Origin of the sequence: Nostoc sp. S13, assembly GCF_029379315.1 — a bacterium.
GTDB lineage: Bacteria > Cyanobacteriota > Cyanobacteriia > Cyanobacteriales > Nostocaceae > Nostoc.
The window spans coordinates 12,672-32,395 of record NZ_JAQYWQ010000012.1 but is presented as its reverse complement, the minus strand read 5'-3'; the positions used below and the strand labels follow the sequence as shown (position 1 = coordinate 32,395).

20 protein-coding genes and 1 pseudogene are annotated in these 19,724 nt (G+C 42.6%); 11 read left to right on the top strand and 10 right to left on the bottom strand.

Annotated elements, in window-relative coordinates:
• Positions 1-239: 239 nt before the first annotated feature.
• Entirely contained in the window at positions 240-1,187 is a 948-nt protein-coding gene (locus tag PUQ00_RS06445) for a glycosyltransferase (RefSeq protein ID WP_300414321.1), read from the bottom strand.
• A gap of 19 nt (positions 1,188-1,206) precedes the next feature.
• Positions 1,207-2,226 carry an Npun_R2821/Npun_R2822 family protein gene (locus PUQ00_RS06440; RefSeq protein ID WP_300414319.1) on the bottom strand — a complete coding sequence of 340 codons (1,020 nt, stop codon included), beginning with the start codon at positions 2,224-2,226 and terminating at the stop codon, positions 1,207-1,209.
• Positions 2,227-2,682: 456 nt separating this feature from the next.
• Here PUQ00_RS06440 and PUQ00_RS06435 point away from each other — a divergent pair, with 456 nt between their 5' ends.
• Positions 2,683-3,108, top strand: coding sequence for a nuclear transport factor 2 family protein (locus PUQ00_RS06435; RefSeq protein WP_300414317.1), 426 nt, complete (start codon positions 2,683-2,685; stop codon positions 3,106-3,108).
• Between the two features lie 281 nt (positions 3,109-3,389).
• Here PUQ00_RS06435 and PUQ00_RS06430 read toward each other — a convergent pair whose 3' ends face one another.
• Positions 3,390-3,623 (bottom strand): hypothetical protein, encoded by a 234-nt coding sequence (locus PUQ00_RS06430; RefSeq protein WP_300414315.1) that lies wholly within the window; start codon positions 3,621-3,623, stop codon positions 3,390-3,392.
• A gap of 88 nt (positions 3,624-3,711) precedes the next feature.
• On the opposite strand from PUQ00_RS06430, the gene PUQ00_RS06425 reads away from it, so the two are divergent.
• From PUQ00_RS06425 to PUQ00_RS06415, 3 genes are all read left to right on the top strand, one after another.
• A complete protein-coding gene (locus PUQ00_RS06425; RefSeq protein WP_300414313.1) occupies positions 3,712-4,716 on the top strand; it encodes an LLM class flavin-dependent oxidoreductase in 1,005 nt (334 codons plus the stop codon).
• A 341-nt stretch (positions 4,717-5,057) separates the two neighbouring features.
• Positions 5,058-6,494, top strand: a complete 1,437-nt coding sequence (locus PUQ00_RS06420; protein ID WP_300414311.1) for an MFS transporter — start codon at positions 5,058-5,060, stop codon at positions 6,492-6,494.
• Entirely contained in the window at positions 6,494-7,309 is an 816-nt protein-coding gene (locus tag PUQ00_RS06415) for an SDR family oxidoreductase (protein WP_300414309.1), read from the top strand. The genes PUQ00_RS06420 and PUQ00_RS06415 overlap by 1 nt, the downstream gene beginning before the upstream one ends.
• Positions 7,310-7,531: 222 nt before the next feature.
• Here the strand turns inward: PUQ00_RS06415 and PUQ00_RS06410 are convergent, their stop codons facing one another.
• Complete coding sequence (locus tag PUQ00_RS06410) at positions 7,532-8,785, bottom strand: ABC transporter substrate-binding protein (protein WP_300414307.1); 1,254 nt, start codon at positions 8,783-8,785, stop codon at positions 7,532-7,534.
• A 128-nt stretch (positions 8,786-8,913) separates the two neighbouring features.
• Between PUQ00_RS06410 and PUQ00_RS06405 the strand changes: the two genes are divergently transcribed.
• Positions 8,914-10,482 carry a metallophosphoesterase gene (locus PUQ00_RS06405; protein WP_300414305.1) on the top strand — a complete coding sequence of 523 codons (1,569 nt, stop codon included), beginning with the start codon at positions 8,914-8,916 and terminating at the stop codon, positions 10,480-10,482.
• Between the two features lie 25 nt (positions 10,483-10,507).
• On the opposite strand, the gene PUQ00_RS06400 is transcribed toward PUQ00_RS06405, so the two are convergent.
• The 6 genes from PUQ00_RS06400 to PUQ00_RS06375 all read right to left on the bottom strand — a co-directional run bounded on the left by PUQ00_RS06400 (position 10,508) and on the right by PUQ00_RS06375 (position 16,070).
• Positions 10,508-10,654 (bottom strand): hypothetical protein, encoded by a 147-nt coding sequence (locus PUQ00_RS06400; RefSeq protein ID WP_300414302.1) that lies wholly within the window; start codon positions 10,652-10,654, stop codon positions 10,508-10,510.
• A gap of 454 nt (positions 10,655-11,108) precedes the next feature.
• Positions 11,109-11,501 (bottom strand): hypothetical protein, encoded by a 393-nt coding sequence (locus PUQ00_RS06395; protein WP_300414300.1) that lies wholly within the window; start codon positions 11,499-11,501, stop codon positions 11,109-11,111.
• 149 nt (positions 11,502-11,650) lie between these two features.
• A complete protein-coding gene (locus PUQ00_RS06390; protein ID WP_300414299.1) occupies positions 11,651-12,748 on the bottom strand; it encodes an ABC transporter ATP-binding protein in 1,098 nt (365 codons plus the stop codon).
• Positions 12,749-12,804: 56 nt separating this feature from the next.
• Positions 12,805-13,689, bottom strand: a complete 885-nt coding sequence (locus PUQ00_RS06385) for a carbohydrate ABC transporter permease (protein WP_300414297.1) — start codon at positions 13,687-13,689, stop codon at positions 12,805-12,807.
• A 3-nt stretch (positions 13,690-13,692) separates the two neighbouring features.
• The gene (locus tag PUQ00_RS06380; protein ID WP_300414295.1) at positions 13,693-14,604 is read right to left on the bottom strand and encodes a sugar ABC transporter permease; all 912 of its coding nucleotides are present in this window, start codon (positions 14,602-14,604) and stop codon (positions 13,693-13,695) included.
• Positions 14,605-14,729: 125 nt separating this feature from the next.
• Positions 14,730-16,070, bottom strand: a complete 1,341-nt coding sequence (locus tag PUQ00_RS06375) for an ABC transporter substrate-binding protein (protein WP_300414293.1) — start codon at positions 16,068-16,070, stop codon at positions 14,730-14,732.
• A gap of 197 nt (positions 16,071-16,267) precedes the next feature.
• On the opposite strand from PUQ00_RS06375, the gene PUQ00_RS06370 reads away from it, so the two are divergent.
• The 6 genes and pseudogenes from PUQ00_RS06370 to PUQ00_RS06345 all read left to right on the top strand — a co-directional run bounded on the left by PUQ00_RS06370 (position 16,268) and on the right by PUQ00_RS06345 (position 19,470).
• Complete coding sequence (locus PUQ00_RS06370; RefSeq protein ID WP_300414291.1) at positions 16,268-16,756, top strand: TIGR00725 family protein; 489 nt, start codon at positions 16,268-16,270, stop codon at positions 16,754-16,756.
• A 122-nt stretch (positions 16,757-16,878) separates the two neighbouring features.
• Positions 16,879-17,130, top strand: coding sequence for a glutathione S-transferase C-terminal domain-containing protein (locus PUQ00_RS06365; RefSeq protein ID WP_300414289.1), 252 nt, complete (start codon positions 16,879-16,881; stop codon positions 17,128-17,130).
• Between the two features lie 139 nt (positions 17,131-17,269).
• Entirely contained in the window at positions 17,270-18,028 is a 759-nt protein-coding gene (locus PUQ00_RS06360; protein ID WP_300414287.1) for a YebC/PmpR family DNA-binding transcriptional regulator, read from the top strand.
• A 146-nt stretch (positions 18,029-18,174) separates the two neighbouring features.
• Positions 18,175-18,276 (top strand): annotated as a pseudogene (locus PUQ00_RS06355) (YebC/PmpR family DNA-binding transcriptional regulator); the annotation flags it as partial.
• A 137-nt stretch (positions 18,277-18,413) separates the two neighbouring features.
• Positions 18,414-18,692 carry a hypothetical protein gene (locus PUQ00_RS06350; protein ID WP_300414285.1) on the top strand — a complete coding sequence of 93 codons (279 nt, stop codon included), beginning with the start codon at positions 18,414-18,416 and terminating at the stop codon, positions 18,690-18,692.
• Between the two features lie 613 nt (positions 18,693-19,305).
• Positions 19,306-19,470 (top strand): hypothetical protein, encoded by a 165-nt coding sequence (locus PUQ00_RS06345; RefSeq protein ID WP_300414283.1) that lies wholly within the window; start codon positions 19,306-19,308, stop codon positions 19,468-19,470.
• Positions 19,471-19,724: the final 254 nt, after the last annotated feature.

The following is a 19,724-nucleotide window of genomic DNA, read 5'->3' as shown; positions in this document are numbered from 1 at the left end:
AATAAATTTTGATTTTCATCACATTTTTTCAGCATTATTATAGGGAGTTATAATTTGACTCAACTTACCAACCTACCCCAACTATTCCACAAAATAGGTAGATTCGCCAACCCCTTTGCACTTTTCTTCTGCATCTGACTTTTCATGGGATCTAGAAAACCTCTCTCCGACAAGGAGAGAGGCTTTGAATTCTCCCGATTCCCTTGTAGGGAAGGGGGCTGGGGGGTTAGGTTTCATGTCTAACCCCGCACCTGTCGCAATGCATTAAATGCCTTACCTCGCAACCCAACTGGTAACAGCGATAACCCTAAACCAGTCCAAGCCTTAGCAGTCGAAAAAGACTGTCCCGCTAAAACTAGCTCTCTGCCTTTTTGCGTTTCGCCTTTTTCAATTAAACGCAAACCTAATAATAATTGCGTTTCAGTTAGACGATTTTTCCTGATTGTCTCTATTTTCTCAGACTCAAATTTATAACTTTCTAAATATCTGATTTTATCAAATAAATAAGGAATAGCTCGATTGATACCTTGCTGCTCTGCATGGGAGCGATATTCCATTAATAATTCTGGTAAGTAATAGCCATTTTTTCCAGCCAAAGCTAGACGCACAAATAAATCATTATCCTCACAATTTTGCAGATTTGGCTGCATAAATCCTAATTCTTGCAATGTTTTACGGCGAAATAATGTTGCCCCAATTTGAAAGCTTTGGTGAATAAATACTACTTCCAACAAATTATCTACAACACCTGTTGGTAAATTATTCCTACCCCAGCGATGAGAATTTTCTTGAGTTTTTGCCTCATCCCGCACATTATCAATATCAATTATCCAATGGTCTGTACCAACAAAATCAATACTAGAATCTTGAGTAAGAATAGCTGCGGTACTTGCGAGAAAATCAGGTGTTAGTCGATCATCATCATCAAATTTAATAAAATATTCACCACTGGCAGCATCAAAGCCCGATCGCATATTATTACTTTTACCAATATTTTGCGGATGACGGACATATTTAATCCGGTGGTCTGCGTACTGTGATATTAACTCAGGTGTGCGATCGCTAGAACCATCATCACAAACAATTAGCTCAAAGTCTTGCTCAGACTGATTTAGTACACTGTCGAGCGCATAAGGCAGGAGATTAACACGATTAAAAGTAGGAATACAAACACTAATTTTTGGCATACTCTATTCTAAAATAATTTTAGGGTATACTTCTTTGAAGTTTCTGGACTATTTTGTTGAAAACAATACTAGTTTTTGTAATTATACTAACTGGTCTTAGTTGTTTTGGTCTTTGTTCTGGGTGTTTGAGAAAGCGATAATATAAGAACTCATCTCTATAACAGATATTGATATCTTCTCCTTGACATAAACGAGCAAAATCACGAGAAGAATAGCTCATATAATGAATACGGTGAATTGGTTTTAAGCCATCTTGATTGTAAAGAACATTATTAATATTGACAAATGGATCTGCATTAGCGCAGTTGCCTGTTTTATCTTGACCATTGGGGCTAAGTGTAAAGTTAAACAAGGGGCGATCGCAGCGCAAAGTCATATAATTAAACAAAAAAGCATCATCCCACCATCCATGTCTATTAATCCATTCAACTTCCCTCTGAGTAATTAATCGCTCTTTGATTATTTCAATTTCTTCAACAGTAAATAACCCGCGTTTAGAGCCAAAAAAGCTGGAGCAATGCAGCTTATTACGTATATCTGCTTCTGTATATAGTCCAGTTTCTTCTATAACTGAAATATCTAACGCTGCAAAAGATATATCTTTAAGATGTTCCCAATCATCAAAAATAAAATCGGATGTTTCTAGCTTGTCAATTACATTATTGAGTGGCTTCATTGCCAAGCTATCAGCGTCATAAAATACAAATTTATCAAAAATACCCTCAAAGGCGACAAATTTTCTTTGTAAATGACTTTTGTACCAATTAGGACGTGATACTTTTGTCTCTTTCTCTCTGGGATGAGCCGCCCAAACTTGATGAGCAAATTCTTCCCAGCGTTGAATTACGTCCCAATTATCAAACAGGATTACATTCTTTCGAGAATTAATTTCTTGCCTAACTAGGTCTAGTCGCTCATCATAGGGAATAATACAAATCGGAATATCTGCGCTAACGTTTGCCTCAATACTATTTAGTAAAGCTACTAGTTGGTCAAATACTACGTCATTAGCAAGGGTGTAAATACCGAAAGAATCCATTTTGATAAATCCTTTTTATCTTTAAGTTACTAAGTAAGGCAAATAATATTATCGTTACTTTCTAAGCTATTATTCCCAAATAACTAATAATATACACATCTTTAGATTTTATGCTGAGGTCAAGGAGAAAGTGATTTTGGTTAGTTTGGATGATACTAAACATTACCCGTTGTTTGTCTGCATTGGCAAAACCCGTGTTGTAGTATCACTTCTGTCAAAAATGCCCTGTGCGCTTGGGCATTCGATTAAAGTACATGGTAGTGTACCAGTAATGAGAATGTCTTAGATGCTGTCTAGAATGCGATAATATTTAGGGTTGCCTAAAGCAGTGGTGGTTGTCTCTCACAAATTAGCAATAATGCACAGAGCAAAAATTTATTTCTAAACTTGCATCAGCCTACAGTTATTCACTAATAAATAAACAATATTTTTAATTTAAGTATAAAATGAGCAGGAATGTCTGACATTGAAGACAAAAAAATAATTGCTCGACGGTGGATTGAACTCATTAGCGAGCATCGGATTGAAGATATCTGCAAGATGACCGCCCCAACTTGGAGGATGCACGGTGGTTTACCTGGGCTTCCCCCAGGGCCAGATGGGGTACGTAAACTCTTTGGTTCATTTGGGGCTATCGAGCAGAAATGGACAATTGAAGACGTAATTGCTGAAGGTGACAAAGTTGTGGTGCGTGCAACCAACACCTGCGCTCAGGAAAGTTTCTTTGGAATAGCTAGTCATGGTCGAGAACAGACGTTCACGGCTATGTTCATTCATTGGATTGTTGATGGCAAGATAATTGAAACCTGGCGAAACGCTGATGATCTCGGACGAGTTCTTCAGCTTGGGGCGCGGATTGAGCCAGGAACGTCTGGGCAATAACTTTACCTGGTTCCCAGAGAAGGCTATTTCCATAATCTTTGATTTGGCGGCGAGACGGTAGTCGCTTCAAGTTGGCAGCTAGTCACCAGATAAGAGAAATCTGTCTTATCCTAAGGGAGACGCACTCGCGAACGTGCTGCCTCATGAATTGAAGGCTAAAAACGACTCTAGAGCTTGCTTCTTTGAGTTGTCTATGATAGTTTGCTAACAAGTACAAAATACATTAACTCTATCAAGTTACCGTACTTTATTAAATACTATCGTTGATATACCCGAAGGAGTCAGGAGTCAAGAGTATCTAGGTACTCTACTAAAAATATGACAAGCAAGAAAGCCAGTCGCACCGATTGAAAAGTCGATGACTGACATAAAGCTGTATTTTTTAATTCATCCAGAGCATTTGTGATCAACGAAACGCCTGCTGCGATCGCTGTAAACAAAATCGCCAACGCTAGGGATGAAATACATAGATAGTCTGGGATGGAAGCCGCTAATTTAGCACTACAAATGCTCAACAGGCGTTGTCTCTTGTAAAACTGTATTGCACGTCTGGTATTAAGCACAAAAGTACGCTAAAGCCAAGTATTTGCAGAGGGTAATCATATGCAGATTGGACTGTTCCACCAAATGTGGGCTACTCCTAATATTGAAGACCGGGAATTTTTTGCTCAGACGATCGCCGATGTGCAATTGGCTGAAACACTGGGTTTTGAATCCTGCTCTTTTGGAGAACATCATTTTATCAGAGAACGACCTTTTTATGGTCGATTACCAGTTCCGGAAGTGTTCATCGCTAGGCTAGCCGGGGAAACAACCCGAATTAAACTTGGCACAGCAATTAAAATTCTCACCTTAGAAAATCCACTACGTTTTGCAGAATCTGTATCTTTATTGGATTTACTAACTAATGGTAGGGTGATGTTTGGGCTAGGTCATGGAAGTCCGGCTGATATGGAACATACTGGCTTTAGCCAAGAGGAAAAACATCAAATGTTTCGCGACCAACTTTTGAAAGTACTGGACTACCTTTCACCCCAGCGACAAGGTTCCCAAATTACACCACTACCCCGCCAAGAGTTGAGAAAATTGTTCTGGTTAGGGGTACGCGATCGCGAAACCATAGTCTTAGCTGCTAAACTTGGTCTGAATCTACTAGTCGGACAAGGGGAAGGAGCATCTGCTCAAAACATCTATAGCGATATCTATCGACAAGCAGGTGGTACTGGAGCATTGCGAGGGTTTAGGCTGGTGTACGTTGCCCAAAACGATGCCGAAGCTCAAAAGACAGTTGCCTCATCTGCCGAAATATTCTTCAGCGTCAGAGAAAAGTTACCAGCATACATAGAAGCACAACGTCAAGGACGCATCCCCGCAGGGCCGCCGAAAGACTTAGCAGATATGTTGAAGCGGATCAATTACATCGTCGGTTCCCCCGCAACTGTTGCCGCACAACTTAACGAGTATGTTGCAGCTACTCAGATAGACCGCTTGGGGATCAAGATTCATCTGCCAGGACTGGCGAATGAGCATGTCAGGCAAACAATGAAGCTATTCGCCCAAGAGGTTGCCCCTGAGGTGCAGTTATCAAAACAACCACAGGCAGCCTAAGCAATTCCAAATAAATGCCACTATACAGGCATCCTGGCTATTGACTGCCAATTTTAGATTTTAGATTAAAGAACAAAGAATTATTTGGTTCATGCCCCGTACTCATAGTGGAGCGAGTGCGGTCTTGGGGTCTCCCCAAGTAGAGCAACTCGCGTGGCGGAATAAATCCAAAATCCAAAATCCAAAATCCAAAATTGATTGACTCGATACTTTCATAAACCTTGAGCAGCTGATCTTTAGTTTCCTGAACTTGGTAGTCAGCATAGCACCCTACAATGAATATACGTATACAAACTATTTACAACCGTAAAGTCAAAAGTGGAGGCTAAACGTAGGCACAATTGCAAACACAACCTTTAGCTTTGTCAGACTCTCAAAAAAATTGGGTCTTACTCGGTGTCGGACTTGGGGTATTCATGTCTACCCTAGATGTGGGCATCATCAATGTTGCTTTGCCCACATTGGTGCAAGCCTTTGATACCAGTTTCCCAACGACCCAATGGGCTGTATTGAGTTACCAGTTGGTCAGTTCCAGTTTAGTTTTGGGGGCAACGCGCCTGGGGGATATGTGGGGCAAAAAGTCCTTATATCAGGGGGGACTTGTTCTGTTTACTTTCAGCTCGCTATTATGTGGTTTTGCACCTGGTATTGAGTGGTTGATCGGCTTTCGGGCCCTTCAAGGACTAGGGGCTGTGTTCATTTCTGGGCTTGGTTTGGCAATCATCACAGAAGTTTTTCCCTCTTCCGAACGAGGTCGGGCAGTTGGGGTCATCGGTAGTGTAGTGTCAATGGGAATTGCTTTTGGCCCTTCCGCTGGCGGACTGCTCCTGGGCTTATCAGGCTGGCATAGTATATTCTTCATCAATGTACCGCTGGGGATCATAGCTAGTTTCTTAATAGCTAGGGTGGTGCCACCTTCTGTACGCATTCAGGGCAAACAGAAATTTGACTTTTTTGGAGCCATATTGGCTTTATTGACTCTGGGTAGTTTTGGGCTGGGTATGACGCTAGGGCAAAGCCAGGGCTTTAGCAGTAGCAATGCGTTGATATTATTAGCGATCGCCGCCGCGAGTTTTATGACTTTTTTGGTAGTTGAAGCGATCATAGAGCAGCCATTACTAGAGCTACACCTGTTTCGCAATCTTCAGTTGAGTATGGGTTTGCTAAGTGGTTGGCTAGCATTCACTGTTATTGGCGGTTCACTGCTGATCGTCCCTTTCTTTCTAGAGGGCGTCAAGCATTATCCGACGATAAAAGTGGGGCTGCTATTAGCCGTATCGCCTGTACTTAGTGGGTTAATTGCCCCACTAGCTGGAACACTTTCAGACCGCTTTGGCGGTCGAGTGATCAGTTCCATTGGGCTGGGGTTGATGATTGGCGGCTGTCTGGGGATCAGCACCTTTGATGCTCAAATTACTGAATTAGGCTATGTGTCGCGCTATTTTATTTACGGCATTGGATTGGGTTTATTCCAATCACCCAACAATAGCACTGTCATGGGAGCAGTACCGAGGGAGCGGCTAGGGATTGCTTCTGGGCTGCTTTCTTTGTCACGTACCTTAGGGAACACAGTAGGAGTTTCTCTAATCGGGGCAGTATTTGGAGCGCTAATTGCTAGCATGTCTGGGGGTGCAGATGTCTCTGTTGCCCCTCCTGAGGCGATCGTTGCGGGGTTCCAAGGAACTTTTCGCTTCGCAGCCCTAATACTGTGTGGAGCAGCAGTTGCATCCGTTTTGAGGAGCAGTAAGAGGCAGGGGGAGCAGGGGAGGAATAATTAATGCCCAATGCCCAATGCCCAATGTCCAATATTCAATTATCAATTACTAAGGAGTTAAATAATCGTATGACAGGAAAATTAGAGGGAAAAGTCGCAATTATCACTGGCGCTTCAGCCGGAATTGGAGAAGCAACTGCGATCGCCTTGGCTTCAGTTGGAGCAACAGTAGTACTCGCTGCTAGACGTGGCGATCGCATTCAGGCATTGACAAAACGCATCGAAGCTAGTGGGGGCAAAGCATTGCCTATTGTCACCGATGTGACTGACGAAAGCCAGGTAAATAACTTGGTGGCAAAGGCAAATGCAGAATTGGGAAGGGTCGATATCCTTGTGAATAATGCAGGGATTGCCTTACTCGGCACCATTGAAGCTGGGAATAGCTCAGACTGGCGGCGATCGTTTGACCTCAATGTACTAGGACTGCTATATGCTACTCATGCTGTTTTGCCTCTGTTGAAGGTGCAAAAATCCGGGCATATAGTCAATATTTCCTCAGTGGCTGGCCGGACAGCGCGGGCAGGTATCGGTGTTTATAATGCTACTAAGTGGGGTGTCAATGCTATCTCCGAAGCATTGCGCCAAGAAGTCCACAAGGACAACATCCGCGTCACCATTATTGAACCAGGTTTGGTGGATACCGAAATTGACAACCAAATTACCGATCCCGTTGCCAAACAACAGATCGAAGAACGACGCAAGTCAATTCAACCTCTGCAAAGCGAAGACATTGCTGCTGCGATCGTTTACGCTCTCACTCAACCGCCGCATGTTAATGTCAACGAAATTCTCATTCGACCAACGGGACAAGAACTCTAACAATTCAAAATTCAAAATTGTTCACGCTGCCTCTGTGGTCTCACTCATGAACACCTTTTCAAGAGAGAGAAGTTCCTTGCTTGGGTTCAATATTTACAAAAAAGTGGCGGTGGATCTTGATGCTTTAAATTCTTTTTAATTCTGACATTTAAAGATATTTGAATCAACTCTTATAAGCATTTTAGTGCTTACTAAAAACCCCAAAACTAGCGAAAGAAAGTACTACTTTACACTTAAGAAAGAAAATTTACCATTGACACCGTTTGCTTCCATCTTCAGTTGGGCAACGTAAAACTCTTTCTGAATGACATCACCTACTGGTGTAAAAGCAATTTCACCAAGAGGAGTTTGATACTTTCCTTTGAGTAACTCCTGATTTAATTGTGTACGCAATTGGGGCAGCGTCAATTTGTTAATTTTGCTTTTTTTATCCAAAGATTTTAGAGCTTCTACATATACTTGCAAGGCAGTAAAAGCTTGAGCGCTCACTTGGGGTGGTTCTCTACGATATTGTTCAATGTAGGCTTTCCGAAATGCAGTGTTAATTTCACTAGGATATACAGGACTGTAAGCTTGAGCAATAATCACGCCTTCACAAAGCTGTCTGCACACAGAAAATATATGAGATGTGTTAAAACCATTGCCACCAATAATTATTCCTTTATAACCAAGTTCCCGTAGTTGTTTAACTAAATTACCTCCATCTACAGCTAACCCAGATATAATCACTAAGTCTGGTTTTAAATTAATCGCATCGCTGGCTTGACTTTGAAAGTCGGTATCTGTAGTTTGAAACTTTTGTACTGTTACTAGATTCAATCCTAAATCTTTAACTGTCTTCTGAAAAATTTCTGTTTCCGACTTATTAAAAGCATCATTTTGAGCGTAGAATACAGCTACTCTTTTGATTTGAGAATTTTGCTTGAGTGCAGCTTTCACCGAATAAGGAGCGACGACAGCAACAGATGAAGAAACACGAGCAACATAATTACCTATTTCGGGAATCCCTTTAGCGGTATTTGATGCTCCTATAACTGGAACTTGATTACGTTCTGCTATCGGGTCAGCGCTAAAAGCTTGTTGTGACAGGGTAGGGCCAACAATGGCAACAACTTTATCTTTATTAATTAAAGTTTGAAAGGCATTAATGGCTCCAACTTCATCGCCACCAGTATCTTGATATACTAATTTAATTGGTCTACCATTGATCGCACCTTGATCATTAAAATACTTTTCGGCAATTTTTACTCCATCACTTCCTTCTTGACCAAGTAATGCTATATTGCTTGTTTGGGCAAAAGCAATACCGATAGGAATAGCATCATTTGCACCTGTTGTTAGTGTTGGATTATTTGCCGAATTTTCACTACTATTGCCACTTTTTCCACAGGCTATTAGTAGCATAGAGCATATAAATAATAATGCCGTTTGATGAGCAATACCAACGGAGAGCCTAACGGCGATCGCATTTTTCATAGATGCATGAGTATTATGTTTATTATGATCATACTTGTCTAGCAGTGTCTGGAAACGAGATTTAAAATAAAACTCTTATTATTTCGTTACAATCGGCATATGCGTTGGGCATTCAAGAGTTATCAGCCATGAAATTAATTTCCGAGCCACCGATTCCTGTAAAAATTCAAAAAATGAAGGAACGGGTGCGGTGGATGCATCCCAGTTTTGTGCAACGAGGAATTGACCAAACCAGCATAGTGATTGACGATCGCAGGCAGGATAGTCCAGAATTTTCGTTTATGGTTATCGGTGATTCCGGCACCAAATCCCATTCTCGGCACCACCCCCAACGAAAAGTTGCTGAACTGATGCTGCCTCACCGCGATGATTGCAGTTTTGTGTTGCACACAGGCGATGTAATTTATGTGGTGGGTTCCCAAGAATATTACTCGGCAAACTTTATTGAGCCTTACCGGGAATTTCTTGTCGGTGGCGACAACCCCAAAGGCATTTCTTACGATTGCATGATGTTTAATCTGCCATTCTTGCCAGTACTTGGTAATCATGATTACTACGATGTGCCGTTAATCTACCGTTGGCTGGCTGGAACTACGTTACCACTGCGTCGCTTGTTGCGCTACAAAGATATTGAAATTGGCTGGCATGGATCATATCAAGGGGATGCATATGCACGGGCGTTTTTGGACTATACAGGGGCGATGTCTTCCCCAGAATTAGAACGTCATTTAGATCAACACTACACTGCTAAGACTGACACAGGGCGCTGTTTACGTTATGAACCTGGACATTTTACCCGTTTACCCAATCGTTATTACACTTTCCGTTACGGCGGGATTGATTTTTTCGCTTTAGATTCCAACACTTTTAATACACCATCACCTTTACCTGCAACTCAAGATGGGGAAATTTACCGCCGGCAATTGCAAAAGCGTCGCCAGGAAATAGATCAAGAAGAATTGCAGATTTTGGGAATATGCGATCGCCTCAACCCACATAAACCCACCGATGCGGAACAACTTGATGAGCTTAGTGCCAAATTAGACCAAATAAACGAGATCAAAATCGATATTGAAAAACAACTAGCATCTCAGAAAATACCTGCGATCGATTTTGAACAACTTGAATGGTTGCGAAGCAGACTAATCGAATCTTGGAACACCTTGGAGGTGCGCGGACGTGTAATCTTTTTCCACCATCCACCCTACGTCACAGAAGCTACCAAGTGGAATCAGGCACAAACTTTGGCGGTTCGCCACCGCTTGCGCTGGGTATTTGAACAAGTGGCACAAAATCTTGGTTCTCTAATTAAAGAACGTCCCATAGTGGATTTGATTTTAAATGGTCACGCTCACTGTTTCGAGCATCTTTGCACAACTGATACCGGATTTGCTGACTCTCACATTAACTGCATTATCTCTGGTGGTAGTGGTCATCGTCCTCGTTATCAACGACAAGGGGGGACTGAATTGATGGAGACTTTTGCGGAAATTGCAGGTAAACCCATTCGGAAAGTTGCAGATTCAATGCTTTTTGTGGGTCGTCATGACTACAATTCTCAGAACCGACTGCCTTACTCATGTGTGCGGATTGATGTTCTGGATGGTAGCCCACCCAAGTTTATCATTAGACCACTGATCGCTGAACGGATAGAAGATCAGTGGTATAACCGCGAACTTGAACCATTTGTGATTTAAATAAAAAACCTCAAGAAAGGTTATGCTACGCTTTCACCTGTCCCTCTCCGTGAGTTCCTGGTGTGTACACACAAGTATGACCAGCATAGGTTTCAACTCTTTTAGTAGTTTCGTAGGCTGCGTTATGGACACGCTGAAATAACAAATGCTCCGGCGTAGCAGCCGTAGGCATCGCCGAAATAACAAATGAGTCCGCCGAAATAACAAATGAGTTCGCCGAAATAACAAATGAGTCCGCCGAAATAACGAATGAGTTCGCTATGATTCAATACGCTTGGGTTAAGGCTAAAACTCTTTGTCAAAGTCAATTTTTTTAACGAACCGCAAAGGACGCAAAGGAAGAGAAGCAAGAGAAGCAAGAGAAGCAAGAGAAGCAAGAAATGCTTAACTGAACTGTATTGCGCTATGATTGCAACAATTTAGCTTTGTCACGCCAGCGTAACGCACCCTTCTCCTATCGGAGACGCTACGCGAACGGGTTCAGGAGTCGCCTGCGGAGGGAAACCCTCCCGTAGCGCTGCTTCACTGCAAATCTTTGGTAGATGAGATTTTTCCGACTTGTATGTACACCGTAGCCCAAGGCATCGGGGAGACGGCGCTAGCTGGGGGGTAAAATATATTGCAGCTTACTCCAAACTAATTTTCCACAACCCCTCTAGTGGATTGGATTGTTGCAACTGACTATCACTGCTGCCGAGCCAATTATTGTCATAGACTAACCCAACACTGAATATACTATTTACAGGATATTGTCCTAGTTTTCCAAAACCTTCAATATTGTTTGAGTCAGTGATTACTTGCTGGTTCAACTGTATAGTTGTTTGGTTGCCGTCGTCAAAGTAAATTGTGGCTCGTTTGTTATGAAAGCGCACCTGAACTTTGTAGACCCCACCAGTTGCATAATAGTAAGCTCTAGCAGGTAGCTTTTGACCATCAATGTTTTGCCCTTTGAACTCAACTGCCATAGCAGGCGTGCCTAGTAGCAACAGGACTGGCAGGACTAAGCCTAAAACTTTCATTGGTAGTAACAAACACTTTCAATCAAACTAATTTCTACTTTAAAACATAAAACTAATTTGTGGGTTAACTAGTGATTGCTTGGCTTGAATTGGGAATACCAAATTTTTACATTCATAGGCTCCCTGGTTTAACTCGCACTTTCCATTTACTACCTGACACCTAACATTTGTCTTTTAACAAGAGCATGGCCAGATTGAACATCAAACCAGTGAATATCCTCAAGGGGCAATGCTAGTGTAATATCCTCGCCACTCCAATTTTGGTCTGTTGGCAACAAAGCACGTACCGTAATCGCTCCGGTTTGTGAACCCTCAATCTTGACACTGACCAAATAGTGCATACCCAAGTTTTCCACTAAAAACACTCGCCCTTGGATAGTCTGGGTATCACCTGGTTGAGCAATACGGACATCTTCTGGGCGGATTCCCAGAACAATCTGCGGTGGTACAGTTGGTATATCTGGGAGAAGCACTTGGAAGTTACCCACGATCGCGTATTGTCCTTTACAAGGTAGAGTCAGCAAATTCATTTGCGGACTACCAACAAATCCAGCCACAAATAGATTAGCTGGATGGTTATAGATGCGGTCAGGTGGGTCAAGTTGCTGGACATAGCCATCGTTGAGCAATGCAACTTTCGTGGAGAGCGTCATCGCTTCGGTTTGGTCGTGGGTGACGTAGACAACTGGCACTTTTTGTGCTGCAAAAATTTGCTTGATATCGGCTCGGACTCTTTCCCGCAATAGTGCATCTAGGTTACTTAAAGGTTCATCCAGCAGGTACACATCAGCATTACGCACCAAAGCACGTCCGACAGCAACTCGCTGCCGTTGACCTCCAGACATGTGACCAGGCTTGCGGTTCATTAACTCTGCTAATCCTAAAACTTCTGCCACTTCTGCCACTCGCTGTTTAATTTCTGTAGGTGGTACTTTTTTCAACTTGAGTCCAGAAGCAAGGTTTTCGTACACTGTCATGTGAGGATAGAGTGCATAGCTTTGAAATACCATTGCAATGTTGCGATCGCTTGCTCGCTTATAGGTGACATCCACCTCTCCAATCTTGATCTGACCGCGAGTCGGTTCTTCAAGACCCGCAATCATGCGTAGGACGGTGGATTTGCCACAGCCAGAAGGGCCAAGTAAAGTGAGAAACTCATCGTTATCTACAGTTAAGCTAACGTCTTTGACAGGGACGACTTTAGGATTATAGGTTTTATTCAAGTTTTTGAGTTCGAGTTTAGCCATTTTGATTTTTATCAGAAGTGATTCTTAGAAGCTTCGTCCTTTAGGACGGAGAGATGTCACCCTTTGACAGCGCCAGCAGTCAGACCTTGGACAATGCGGCGCTGGAAAAACAAAACTAGTAAAATTAGCGGTAATGTCCCGACGACAGTAGCAGCAGCGATCGGGCCGTAGGGAATTTCATATATTGTCGCACCACCCAACTGAGCAGCAGCAACGGGAATTGTCTTTAATTCTTCACGAGTCATAAACGTGAGAGCGAAAATAAACTCGTTCCAAGCAAAAATAAAGGTGAGGATTCCAGTAGTCACTAAGGCGGGAAGCGTCATGGGCAGCACGATTTGCCATAGTAGTTGAAAAGTGTTATAGCCATCGACCCTAGCGGAATCTTCCAAATCTTTTGGCAATTGTTGAAAAAAGCTTCTAAGTACTAAAATTGTTAGCGGCAAATTGATGGCAGTATAGGGTATAATCAGCGCCAGATAATTGTTGCCCAGTCTAAGCGCCTGGATAATTTCTAACAGTCCTAAGAACAACAGAATTCCCGGAAATAAGGTAACAATCAGAATGCTGGCGAGGATAACTCGTTCACCCCAAGGGCGTAACCGTGCGAGGGCATAAGCCGCAGGTGCGCCGATCGCTAAAGCTACAGCTGTGGAAGTAATCGACACAAAGGCACTGTTGAAGATGTAGCGCCAAAATGGACGACGGGTGAATAACTCAATGTAGTGATTGAAAGTGAATCGTGTGGGAAAATAGACAGTAGGAACGGCGGCAATATCTTCATTCACTTTAAACGAGGTTAGCAATTGCCATAAGGCTGGAGCTAGGCTGAATAGCACCACTAATACAACTATTATGGACAGCAAGATTTTTTTAAGAGAAAACTTGGTTTTATCTGTTCGTCTTGGAATCGTTGGAACTGCTTGTGGAGTTACACTCATGGGTTAAATGGCTCCTGATGTTTTAGCACGGTATTTGTTAAGCAAGAAACTAGCGATCGCCACCGCCGCAATCAAGATTAAAAATGTCACTACTACAAGGGCTGCTCCATAACCAAAATCTAAGTACCGCATCACTGTGGAGTAAATGTATAATGACACCACTTCAGTAGCGCCACCAGGGCCACCCCCGGTCATCACGGCAATTAAGTCGAAAATCCCGAAAGCTTGAGCAAAGCGAAATAGCACTGCAATTAAGATTTGCGGCAGTAGCAGTGGCAGGGTAATATTGCGGAAGCTTTGCCAAGCATTTGCCCCATCGACCGAGTAAGCTTCATAGAGGTCTTGTGATATCGACTGCAACCCAGCTAGCAATAAGATACTGATAAACGGCGTAGTTTTCCAAACATCAGCAAAAACCACTGCTATCATCGCCAGCGTTGGATCTCCTAACCAGTTAATTCCAGTCTCAATCAGCCCCAATCGCCGCAGAATATCGTTCACAACCCCAAACTGATCGTTAAAAATCCAAGCCCACGCCAGACCAATCAGAGAGGTAGGCAAAGCCCAAGGTATAATGGCGGTTGTACGCACTATCCCCCGCCCAAAAAACGCCTGGTTGAGAACTAGGGCAATCCCCAGTCCTAGCAGTAGTTCTGAGATTACTGATGCTGTTGTGAACACGGTTGTCGCCCACAAACTCTGCCAGAAACGACCATCGCCCGCCATCCGTACATAATTGTCCAAACCAGAGAATACGGGTTGTAGCTCTGTTCCCAGATTTCTAGTAAATACGCTTAACCAGAATGCTCCTAAAATCGGGTAGGCAAATACAAACAACAGTAGCAGCAATGCGGGTGTTAGTAAGATCCAGGCTGTCTGTTCTTCCCGACTTCGGAGTGTATGTAAATTTGTCATTTGTTATTTGTTATAGGGCATTGGGCATTGGGCATTGGGCATTGGGCATTGGGCATTGGGCATGAGAAAGAGGACAAGCAGAATTGCGGACAAGAGCAAAGACTTGTTGCAAGTTCTCACTTAAGTCATCTTGTCTCCCCTATTCCCCCTGCTCCCTGCCCTGCTGCCAGTAGTCGGCGTGTTTCAGCAGCAGCAGCTTGCATTGCTCGTTCAGAATTCATCCGACCGGATAACGCGGCGCTGAGATAACGCTGCAAAATATCTGATGTCTGGGCATATTGCGCGATCGGCGGACGTAAAACTGCATTGTCCACGACCTCCAATAACTGCGGATAGTGGGGGTATTTAGCAACAATCTCTGGATCTGTAAACAAATCCCGGCGACTTGGCACATAGCCTGCACTGAAAATGAATCGGCGCTGTGCTTCCCGACTGGTAAAATACTGAATTGCTTTCCAAGCTTCTTCAGGATGTTGAGAAGATTTAGCAATCCCTAAACCCCAGCCCCCAAGACAAGCCGCTCCTCTCTTACCAGGAGCATGAACCATCGGTTTAATCGCAATTTTGCCCCGGATTGGCGAATTTTCTGCTTGGGCTAAAGGCCACGCATAGGGCCAACTGCGTAAAAACGCTACTTGACCACTTTGAAACAAGCGTCGGGTGTCTTCTTCTTGGTAGGTGGTGACTCCAGGAGGAGAAACACCTTCCCTAACGGTACTACGCAGAAACTCAATGGCTCGTAATGTTTCTGGTCGATCTAGTCCAACTTCGAGCGTGTCGGGATTAACCCAGAAGGCACCAAAGCCATTGAGGACTTCCGCAAACATCGCCACCAGTCCTTCATATTGGCGACCCTGCCAAACATAGCCCCAATTCACCTCCTTTTTCTTCTGCAAGACTTGGGAAATTCGGATCAAATCATCAAAGGTTTCTGGCGGTTTCAATCCTGCTTGTTTGATTAAATCTTCTCGGTAGTAGAGCATTCCCACGTCGGAACGCACTGGAATGCGGTACAGCTTGTCTTGATAACGTCCCCCTTCTACATCCTGGGATGAAAATGCTGCCAACTCCTCTTTAGAAATGCGATCGTCTAGGGGTAGTAACCATCTAGCAGCTGCAAACTTGGATGTCCAGATGACATCCATATTGATCAGGTCATAAGGGGATTCACCCAAGATAAAAGATGAGGTATACAGGTCTTCGAGCAAATTTGTGGCATTCGGCCCTTCAACCAGGTTAATCCGAATACCTGGGTTTTCAGCCTCGAAGTCTCTAATCAAACCCTGCCTCCAAGGTTGGGCATCAGGGGCAGTCATTAACAGATTCAGGGTAACTGGTTGCTGCGAAAGTGCTACCCAACTGAACAATATGATGCTCAACAGAGTTGCTAGGAAAACCCCTATATGGAAATAACTTTGTTTTTGGATGAATTTTTGTAACTTGTTTATTGGCTTTCGGTACAACATTATTAATGTAGCGATCGCTAGTGAGAATTATTAAGAAATAAAAACATAAAATCTCTGAAAAAAGATTATTTTGTATTATTTTTTATCAAAATGCTTGAGTAATGAACAAGCAAGTCAATAAACTTAACATCAAATTGATAAGTGCTTTAGAACATTCTGCTTCTTTGTCCGTGAAAACCGCTATCATCTGAAATTCTATGCGAAAAATTATTATTGGGGTTATGGGTAGGGGAGAAAATGCGACAGCAAATGATTTAGAAAATGCTTATAGATTAGGTCAACTGATTGCCAAACAAGGATGGATTTTACTGACTGGTGGTAGAAATGCAGGGGTAATGGATGCAGTAAGTAAAGGTGCAAAATCTGCTGACGGTTTAACTATTGGTATTCTTCCGGGTGATAATCAGGATGGTATTTCCTCTTGGGTGGATATTGCTATTTTCACAGATATGGGTAATGCTAGAAACAATATTAATGTTCTCACCAGTCATGTAATAATTGTCTGCGGGATGGGTGCAGGAACGGCTTCAGAAGTTGCCCTAGCTTTGAAAGCAAATAAGCAAGTAATTTTGTTGACTAACAATGAAGAAAGCAAAGTTTTCTTCAAAAAACTGTCACCAGAAAATGTTTATATTGTGGAAAGTGTGGAGCAGGCGATCGCTACCGTAAAAACAATTTTATACTAATTGGTAATTGGTGAATCAGTAGACATCTGGTGAAATTAAATATGCGTTATCTAGAACCCTTGTAGAGACGCGAAACTTCGCGTCTCTACATTCTTTTTCAGAGATGTCTAGTAATCATCATCTTGACGCAACTAAATGACCATTTGGCAGACCTTAAATGGCTGGAGTTGAGACATCCCACCATTGCTGATGTTGCTGTTTTTCCATACATCGCTCTTGCTGCCGATGGTAAGATTTCTCTGGAACCCTATCCTGATCTTCGAGCCTGGATTGAACCGCTCAAGCATCTTCCCAGTTTTATTGGAATGATTGGTATTGAAAAACCTGCTAGACTTTTGATCACTCTGCTTATGGAACAAAGGGGAGGGCGATAAAAATTACTAGGCGGGCAACCGTAGATCATCTGATGTCCGGTAAGCTGATATTTTACTGGGCGGATCAATACCAAGTATGGTGGCTGTCTGACACTCATGTATATCCTAATCTTGAATATAGTTTTGAGAATTTAAGATTATGGCAGGACACAGTAAATGGGCAAATATTAAGCGCCAGAAGGCCGTAGTAGATGCAAGGAAGGGAAAAACCTTCACTCAGTTATCCAGGGCGATTATTGTTGCAGCTAGAAGCGGCGTACCAGATCCGGCGCTGAATTTTCAACTTCGCACCGCAATTGATAAGGCTAAGGCTGCGAGTATCCCCAATGATAATATTGAACGAGCGATCGCTAAAGGTGCAGGCACTTTTGGCGGTGATAATGCTATCTTTGAAGCGATTCGCTACGAAGGTTACGGCCCTAGTGGTGTAGCAATTTTAATCGAAGCCCTCACAGATAATCGCAATCGCAGTGCTGCTGACTTGCGTGTAGCTTTTAGTAAAAATGGTGGCAATCTTGGTGAAGTAGGTTGCGTTAGCTGGATGTTTGACCAAAAAGGCGTTTGTGTGGTAGAGGGTGTGGTCGATGAAGAACAGCTTTTAGAAGCATCCCTCGAAGGCGATGCCCAGTCTTATGAGATGACTGAAGATGAGATGGCTGAGGTATTTACTGATATAGCAAATTTAGAAACCCTTAGCCAGACACTCAAAGATCAAGGTATTAAGGTAATTGATGCCGAATTGCGCTGGATTCCCAGTAATAGTGTAGAAGTTACTGATCCAGATCAGGCGCGATCGCTTTTCAAATTAATTGACACTCTAGAAGGCTTGGATGATGTGCAAAATGTCACAGCTAACTTTGAAATCGCAGAAGAATTAATGGCTCTCAGCATTTCTTAATCAAAATCAACATAGCCATCATAACCTATCAAGCTATTCAGGCGCGTCACCGATAGCGTAGCGTAAAGCCTTCTCTACGAGACGCTGCGCGAACGGCATAGCTTCTCGTAGAAACGCAGGAGCGTCACAGCCCGTCGTAGACATTGCTGCTCAAGTGAATCGACACCCTAGAAAACCTAGATGATGTGCAAAATGTTACATCTAATTTGGAAATAGCAGATCATCTGATGGCAACTAGCATTATATAGCAAGGTATTCACTTAAAGTCATCTATCTTTGAATAGAGATGATTAAAAAATCACACGTAAGATTCATACAAATTACAAACTAATGACATACGGCTAGTAGATAGTTAGGCAATTGGTTATCTGATGAGGAGTTTCAAATGAATAAGTTCGCTAAAGCCTTACTTTTGGCTCTAATGTTTGCTACCCCTGTAGCCGTTTCTGCATCTACTGTTCAAGCCAAAACTACTTCTACGCCGACAGCAACTTACGCAACTGCTAAAGTTGCCAAATCAAAGACTGCAAAACGTAAACATCATAAACACAAACACCACAACTCCAGCAAAGCTGTTAGAAGTAAATCGGTAGTTAAAAAACAGGTTACTCCAACAGGTGCAACTACGCCACCCGCAGCTACACCAACCACCCCAAGTAACTAATTATTGATGAAAGTAAATTGCTGTTAACTTTCAGATTTTCTAGTAGTTATATACAAGTTTATTTTCTACTACTTGCTCACTATAGCAATCCTATCTGATTTGTAATAATTCTCGGTGTCTAGATATTCGATTTCTCAAAGAAGTCGGGGATCTAACTTTTCACGAATGATTTAGGATTGCTATACACACCATACCGTTTATACCTGCTGTGATCCACAGCAGGTTTTTTTTATAATTGGTAAATTTCTTTAAAATAAGAGAATTACTTTTATTTCTAGCGGTTTGCAGGTGCATGAAGTAGATAACAAAACCTTACCTTCAACCCATCTCCGATCTCACGGAGAGGGGAGATAAAGCACAGCTTTATCGGGGTGAGGTTAAGCTGTACCTCGCTCTTATTAGAAAATACTATAGTCCAAGAATTAATTATGGCTACTTGTCGAAAAACCTCCGTAATTTTTTCTCTGAAGACTAATAAATTTTCCAGTGTATATAGATGGGAATCTCGGCAAAAATCTCCACGAAAACTTCATATAAATAACAAGATATCGACACATGTCTTTGTCATATTAAATTCATAGATTCACTGGATAAATAGAATCAAGGAAATCAGATGAACAAGTTTACTAAAGGTTTAGTTTTAGCTCTAGCACTTGCTACTCCTATAGCCATTGCTGCACCAATCTTTCAAGCTACACCGGCTTCAGCTGCTGTTAGGCATCATAAACTTCATCACAGAGGAATACGTCACCATCACGTTCGCAGACATCATCCATAATCTCCTGCTGTCAAACACAGCAGACAGCAGAATTTAGAATACATTCGCCAGAATGGGCTACGCCCGCTCCGCTAACAGAAGTAAAACAGGCTTTATACCTGGCTTTGAGATGAATCGTTGTGTAGTTCACCTTCCTTGAAATCTGCTGTATTTAATGATAAGTTACTGTTAAATAGTTAGTAGTACCTCTGCAATAAAATTTCTACTTTATTTATCTACAAAATAAGTAAAGCTGTGTAACCTCGCTGTTGTCC